This is a genomic window from Longimicrobiaceae bacterium (assembly GCA_035936415.1).
Classification (GTDB): domain Bacteria; phylum Gemmatimonadota; class Gemmatimonadetes; order Longimicrobiales; family Longimicrobiaceae; genus JAFAYN01.
This window is the reverse complement of sequence record DASYWD010000100.1, coordinates 1-6,368: the sequence shown is the minus strand read 5'-3', so window position 1 is coordinate 6,368 and position 6,368 is coordinate 1. Positions and strand designations below refer to the sequence as shown.

8 protein-coding genes are annotated in these 6,368 nt (G+C 73.2%); 4 read left to right on the top strand and 4 right to left on the bottom strand.

All coding sequences use genetic code 11. The annotated features are described in order from the left end of the window. On the top strand, window positions 1-223 hold a 223-nt coding region (locus tag VGR37_03975), incomplete at its 5' end, for a hypothetical protein (GenBank protein ID HEV2146553.1). Between the two features lie 161 nt (window positions 224-384). Here the strand turns inward: VGR37_03975 and VGR37_03970 are convergent. From VGR37_03970 to VGR37_03955, 4 genes are read right to left on the bottom strand one after another with little or no spacing between them, the layout of a single operon-like run. Next, window positions 385-654, bottom strand: coding sequence for an acylphosphatase (locus VGR37_03970; GenBank protein ID HEV2146552.1), 270 nt, complete (start codon window positions 652-654; stop codon window positions 385-387). Window positions 655-658: 4 nt separating this feature from the next. Further along, window positions 659-1,501, bottom strand: coding sequence for a hypothetical protein (locus VGR37_03965; GenBank protein HEV2146551.1), 843 nt, complete (start codon window positions 1,499-1,501; stop codon window positions 659-661). After that, entirely contained in the window at window positions 1,456-1,926 is a 471-nt protein-coding gene (locus VGR37_03960; protein HEV2146550.1) for a phage holin family protein, read from the bottom strand. Before VGR37_03960 ends, VGR37_03965 begins: the two co-directional genes overlap by 46 nt. Window positions 1,927-1,936: 10 nt before the next feature. Then, entirely contained in the window at window positions 1,937-2,599 is a 663-nt protein-coding gene (locus VGR37_03955) for a hypothetical protein (GenBank protein ID HEV2146549.1), read from the bottom strand. Window positions 2,600-2,818: 219 nt separating this feature from the next. Here VGR37_03955 and mnmG point away from each other — a divergent pair, with 219 nt between their 5' ends. The 3 genes from mnmG to VGR37_03940 form a co-directional block, all read left to right on the top strand. Beyond that, window positions 2,819-4,699 (top strand): tRNA uridine-5-carboxymethylaminomethyl(34) synthesis enzyme MnmG, encoded by a 1,881-nt coding sequence (gene mnmG / locus VGR37_03950; protein ID HEV2146548.1) that lies wholly within the window; start codon window positions 2,819-2,821, stop codon window positions 4,697-4,699. 121 nt (window positions 4,700-4,820) lie between these two features. Next, entirely contained in the window at window positions 4,821-5,642 is an 822-nt protein-coding gene (locus tag VGR37_03945; protein HEV2146547.1) for an AAA family ATPase, read from the top strand. 3 nt (window positions 5,643-5,645) lie between these two features. After that, a partial coding sequence (locus VGR37_03940; GenBank protein HEV2146546.1) for a ParB/RepB/Spo0J family partition protein occupies window positions 5,646-6,368 on the top strand: 723 nt, incomplete at its 3' end.

The window sequence follows — 6,368 nt, the reverse complement described above, 5'->3', positions numbered from 1 at the left end:
GCTCGGCGCGCTGGTCGGCGCCGGGGCGGGCGCGATCTCCGGGGCGCTGGGGTCGCAGCAGCTCCCCACCGGGGTGGAGGTGTCGGCCGGGCTCGGCTTCCTGGGGGGCGGGCTCCTCGGCGGGGGGATCGGGGCCGGTGCGGGCGCGCTGTTCGCCCGGGAGCGGTGGCAGGCGTACCGGATCGAGCACCCCGCGGGTCCGGACACCGGCGGCGGCACCTGATCGGGCTCCATCCGCTCCCACGGCGGAAAACGCCGCCTGTTTTCGCCTACGACAACCGGCGGGCGCGACCGGGACTCACACCCCTCGCCGCGGCGAGATCGTGACTCTGGCGCGATCTGGTGAGGTGGTTTTGTTCGGGAACTGTTCGGTGAAACGGCGGGTCAGCGGACGATCTCGAAGGCGTCGCCCTCGATCGGGGTGGGGGGGAGCTCCTCGACCCGGTCCACCCGGGAGCCGGGTGGACCTAGGCCGAGCACGTCGCGGAGCGCGGCGAGCGCATCCGCCGGTCCGCGCGCCCTCACCTCCACGGAGCCGTCCGGGCAGTTGCGCACCGTCCCCGCGAGGCCGAGGCCGCGGGCCCGGGAGCGGGTCCACCAGCGGAACCCCACCCCCTGGACCCGTCCGTGGACGCGGTACGCGGCCTCGGGCATCCCGTCAGCGCATCTCCTGGTGGCTGGGCCGGGTGTGCGGGGCCCCTCCGGACGAGCCGGAGCCCCCGGAGCCGGAACGGCCGGACCCACCGGACCCGCCGCCCTGCAGGTTCTCGAGGAGGGAGCCCAGCATGCCGCCCTGGTTCCCCTTCCCCTGCGCCATTCCCAGGAGGTTGCGCCCTTCCTGCGCGATGGCCGCGCTCAGGCCGCCCATGATGGCGCCCTTGAGCTGGTGCTTGGCGTTGTTGAGCGCGCCGCCCGAGCTTCCGCGCCTGCCGGAGCCGCCGTGCTTGCCGGAGTCGTCGTCGCTCCCGGCGAGCAGGAAGCCGAGGCCGAAGGCGATCCCGAGCGCCGGGAGGGGGTTCTCGCGGACCCGGTCCAGGATCCCGCGCTCCTCCAGCACCCGCTCCGCCCGGTGCATGGCCTGGCCCGCCTTCTCCCGCGCCTGCCCCGCGGCTTCGTTCACGCGGCCGGGGAGGTCGCCCGCCATGCTCTGGACCCGGTCGCGGGCCTGGCTGGCGGCGTCCTTCACCCGGTCCATGGTTCCGCCCTGCTGCGAGCCGCCGCTGGAGCCCGCCGCGGCGATGGCGGAGTAGCCGGTGTCCACGTCGCTGCCCACGCTGAGCCCGCTGTGGACCTGGCCGGTCCCGGCGGCGGCCCCCTGGTCACCCAGCGCGGCCGAGCGGGTGGTCCCCGCCTCCAGGGAGGCGTCGTCGCGGCGGGTGCCGCCCGCGAGGTCGGAGCTGCCGGTGGTGCCGGCGTCGCCCAGGTTCGAACCGTACCCGGTGCTCCCCATCCCCGTCAGGCCAGCTCCTTCTTCGCCTGCTGGATTTCGCTCTGTAGCCACCGTTTGTCCTCCTTCAGAGTTTGAATGGTCTGGTCCGGCCCCAGGTCGTCGTTCTTCAGGTTCCCCATGTACTTCTTCGCGAGGATCCCGCCGACGGCGACGAAGAGGACGCCGACGATCAGCGCGCCCAGCCAGTAGTTGTCGAGCAGGTCGCCCAGGGCGGCCACGAGGAACGCGGTGAGGACGAGCAGCCCCACCAGGAGGAGCCCGCCGCCCACCGCGATCATCACCGCGTCCTTGGTGGCGGTGCGCAGGTTCTCCCGCATCTCCGCCTTGGCGAGCGTGACCTCCTGCTTCACCAGGGTGGCGCTGTCCTGTGCGAGCTGCTTGAACAGGTCCCCCAGCGACGGTTCGGCACCGGGCACGGGGCCCTCGGTGGTCCGCGTCGTCGTGGTCGTGCGGGTCACGTGAATGTCATCCGGCATGATCAGCCTCCTACCGAAGGATCTTGCCGAGCACCCAACCCGCCGCCACACCGATCAGGAGCGTCTGCAGGGGCTTCTCCCTGACCATCCGCTCCAGGTCGCTCTGGAGTGCCCGGACATCGTTGTCGCGCAGGTAGCGCGCGGTGGACTCCATCGTATCGGCGGCCTGGTGGGCCAGGTCGCCCGCCCTCCCCATGGCGCCGCCCTGCCCGCCCTGCCGGTTCGCCACGTCGTCCAGCCGGTGGGCCGCGGTCTCCAGCCCCTGGGCTGCACGGTCCATCGCCTGGTTGGCGCGGTCCTCCGCGCGATGCAGGGTCTCGCCCACCTTCTCCTTCGCCATGCGCTGTGCGTCGTGCTGCATCGCCGTGGCCGTCCGGCTCATCTGCTCGCCCATCTGGCCCTGCAGGCGGGCGCTGGTCTCCTCCACGGCTTCCTGCATCTTCTCCGCGACCACCGGGCCTGCCGTCTCGGCGACCATGTCACGCGTGCGCTCCATCTCGCGAGCCGTCTCGCTCGTGCCGGACGATCCACCGGTGGACCCGGTCCCCCCGCCGAACGAGGGCGTGTTGGCCGGTCCCGCGGGCGTGCTTCCCGGGCCCGGTACCCCGGTCCGGTCGGCCGCTCCTCCTCCGATCCCGCCGGTGCTCCCGACATCCCTGTTCTGATCGTCCATGCTTCCTCCTCGCTGTTTGGGCTCCGTTGACCGGGAAGGGTGGGGTGCGCAACACCTGTGCCAGGGTCTGTACAGCGTTCCGGGGGGCCGCCGGGTGTTTCCCGGGACGCACCGTGCGGACGTTCCACGTGGAACAGCACCCCCCGAACTCTGTACCAGGGGGCTCGCGCGAGGCGGAGACGAACCGCGGAGCAGAGCCGAAACGTGGAGCGGAGCCGGATGAACCAGCGGTACGACGTGATCGTGGTGGGCGGCGGGCACGCGGGGGTGGAGGCGGCCGGCGCGGCGGCGCGGATCGGCGCGGCCACGCTCCTGGTCACCCCGAACCTGGACGCCATCGGCCAGATGAGCTGCAATCCCGCGATCGGGGGGGTGGCCAAGGGGACGGTGGTCCGGGAGGTGGACGCGCTGGGCGGGATCATGGCGCGGGCCACCGACCGCTCGCGGATCCAGTTCCGGATGCTGAACCGCTCCAAGGGCCCCGCCGTGTGGGCGCCGCGGGCGCAGTGCGACCGGGGGCTGTACCCGCGCGCCGCCCGCGCCCTGCTGGAGGAGCACGCCGGGCTGGACTTCTTCCAGGGGATGGTCGGCTCCTTCCTCCTGGAGGGGTCCCGGGTCGCCGGGGTCCGCACCGAGAGCGGCGTCGAGTTCCGCGCCCGCGCGGTGGTGCTCACCGCGGGGACCTTCCTCCGGGGGCGGATCCACATGGGGCGCGCGGAGTCCGTCCCCGCCGGCCGGGCCGGCGATCCCCCCTCGGTCCGCCTGGCCGAGCAGATGGAGGCGCTGGGTCTGGAGGTCGCCCGTTTCAAGACCGGCACCCCGCCCCGCGTGGACGGCCGCTCGGTGGATCTAGCCCGCCTGGAGGAGCAGCCCGGAGAGAGCCCCGAGTACCGCCTCTCCACCTGGGCCCGCGAGCCGCTCCTCCCGCAGCTCCCCTGCTGGATCACCTGGACCGGGGACCCGCTCCGCGAGATCGTGGACCGCCACCTGGGCGACTCCGCCCTGTACGGGGGGGAGATCTCCGGGCGGGGGCCGCGGTACTGCCCCTCCATCGAGGACAAGGTCGTCAAGTTCCCGGACGCGGCGCGGCACCAGGTCTTCCTGGAGCCGGAGGGGCTGGCCACCCGGGAGATGTACGTGAACGGGCTCTCCACCTCGCTCCCGGTCGCCGTCCAGCTCCGGATGCTGCACAGCATCCCCGGGCTGGAGAACGCCCGCATGACCAAGCCGGGGTACGCCATCGAGTACGACTACTACCCGCCCCACCAGCTCCACCCCACCCTGGAGAGCAAGGCGCTGGACGGGCTCTTCCTCGCCGGGCAGATTAACGGCACCACCGGCTACGAGGAGGCCGCCGGGCAGGGGGTGCTCGCCGGCGCGAACGCGGCGCTCGCCGCCTTGGGGCGCGACCCGCTCCTGCTGGAGCGTGACCAGGCGTTCGTGGGGGTGCTGGTGGACGACCTGGTGACCCGCGGCACCGACGAGCCGTACCGCCTCTTCACCTCGCGCGCGGAGTTCCGCCTCACCCTCCGGCAGGACAACGCCCTCGCCCGCCTGGGCCCCATCGCGGAGCGGGTCGGGCTCCTCACCCCGAAGCAGGCCGAGCTCCTGCACCGCCGCACCGAGACGGAGGCGCGGGTGCGCCGCTGGCTGGCGAGCACCAACGCCGCGCCCGACGAGGTCAACCCCGTCCTGGAGGCGGCGGGGCAGTCGCCGATCCGCGAGCCCACCCGCCTGGCCCAGCTCGTCCGCCGCCCCGGCACCTCCGCGCGCGACCTGGTCGCGGCCGTGGAGGCCGACCCGGGGGTGGACGACCCCGACGCCCTGGAGGGGGCGCTCGCCGCCGCGGAGATGGAGCTGCGCTACGAGGGCTACCTGGCGCGCGAGCGCGAGCGGGCGGAGTCGCTCCGGCGCCACGCCGCCTTCCCCCTTCCCGACGACCTCCCCTACCCCGAGCTGGCGTCGCTCTCCTTCGAGGCGCGCCAGAAGCTGGCGCGGATCCGCCCCGCCACGCTCGCCCAGGCGGGCCGCATCCCGGGCGTCAGCCCGAGCGACCTGCAGAACCTCGTCGTCGAGGTGCGGAAACGACGGAGTGCGTGAGCACTCCCCTTATGTTCCACGTGGAACGTTCTCGCGCGCACGCGCGCTAGTCGCTGGACGCTCCCCGGGCGGTCGGGTTATATTGGGGCTCCACCTCCCACCTCGAGAGCAGGAACCAGCCTTGTCGCGCATCATCGCCATCGCAAACCAGAAGGGCGGCGTCGGGAAGACCACCACCGCCATCAACCTGGGGGCGTGCCTCGCGGTCGCCGAGAAGAAGACGCTCGTCATCGACACCGACCCGCAGGGGAACGCCACCAGCGGGCTGGGGATCGTCAAGGACGATGTGGAGCGGTCGATGTACGACGTGCTGGTGGAGGGGGCGGCGCTGGAGGAAGTGATCGTCCCCCGGGTGCACTTCCCCTACCTGGACGTGGCCCCGGCGACGCAGGACCTGGTCGGGGTGGAGGTGGAGCTGGTGAGCCGCGCGATGCGCGAGGGGATCCTCCGCGAGGCGCTGGAGCCGCTGCGCGACCGGTACGAGTACATCCTGATCGACTGCCCCCCGTCGCTCGGCCTGCTGACGCTGAACACCCTCACGGCGGCGGACGCGGTGCTGATCCCCATCCAGTGCGAGTTCTACGCGCTGGAGGGGCTCTCGCAGCTCCTCAACACCATCCGCATCGTCCAGAAGAGCCTGAACCCCCGCCTGCAGATCGAGGGGGTGCTGCTCACCATGTTCGACGGGCGCCTCAACCTCTCCCGCCAGGTGGCGGACGAGGCCAAGGAGTACTTCGGGGCCAAGGTGTACCGCACCGCCATCCCCCGGAACGTGCGGATCGCGGAGGCGCCGAGCTTCGGCAAGCCCATCGTGCTGTACGACATCGTCTCCGTGGGGGCCAAGAGCTACCTCTCGCTCGCCCGGGAGGTGATCGCCCGCGCGCCGCACGCGAGCCCCCGCGGCGCCGAGCCGGCGCTCGCGGTGGCGGCGGGAGGGGAGTAGCCCGTGTCCGGAGCCAGGAAGCAGGGGCGGCTGGGGAAGGGGCTGGGCGCGCTCCTGGGCGAGTACCTCCCCCAGGAGGGGGGCGCGGGGCAGGAGGGGATCCAGGTGGTCCCCGTCGCGCGCATCGCCCCCAACCCGTTCCAGCCGCGGCGCGAGTTCGCCCCGGAGCAGCTGGCCGAGCTGGAGGCCTCCATCCGCGAGAACGGACTCCTCCAGCCGCTGGTGGTGCGCCCCCGCACCGCCTCCACCCCGGAGGGGGCGGAGTGGGAGCTGATCGCGGGCGAGCGGCGCTGGCGGGCGATCCGCCGCCTGGAGTGGACCGAGGTCCCGGTGGTCGTCAAGGAGATCGACGACCGTGCCATGCTGGTGCTCGCCATCGTGGAGAACATCCAGCGCGCGGAGCTGTCGCCGCTCGACGAGGCCGCGGGCTACCAGAAGCTGGTCGAGGAGTTCGGCTTCACGCAGCAGGAGGTGGCCGACAGCGTGGGGAAGGACCGCTCCACCGTCGCCAACCTCCTCCGCCTCCTGCAGCTCCCCGCCTCCGTGCAGGGGATGGTGGGCCGCGGCGAGCTCTCCATGGGGCACGCGCGCGCCATCCTGGGGCTGGGGGGCGAGCGGGAGATGGCGGAGCTGGCGCGAGAGGCCGCGGAGCGCGGCCTCTCGGTGCGCACGGTGGAGGAGCGCGTCCGCAGCCGGCGCGCCCCGGCGGAGCCGGCGGGCCCCGGG

Bases quoted from the DNA above. Each gene is read 5' to 3' on its own strand.
- VGR37_03970 (HEV2146552.1), bottom strand. From the start codon at position 654: ATGCCCGAGGCCGCGTACCGCGTCCACGGACGGGTCCAGGGGGTGGGG.
- VGR37_03960 (HEV2146550.1), bottom strand. From the start codon at position 1,926: ATGCCGGATGACATTCACGTGACCCGCACGACCACGACGACGCGGACC.
- VGR37_03955 (HEV2146549.1), bottom strand. From the start codon at position 2,599: ATGGACGATCAGAACAGGGATGTCGGGAGCACCGGCGGGATCGGAGGA.
- mnmG (HEV2146548.1), top strand. From the start codon at position 2,819: ATGAACCAGCGGTACGACGTGATCGTGGTGGGCGGCGGGCACGCGGGG.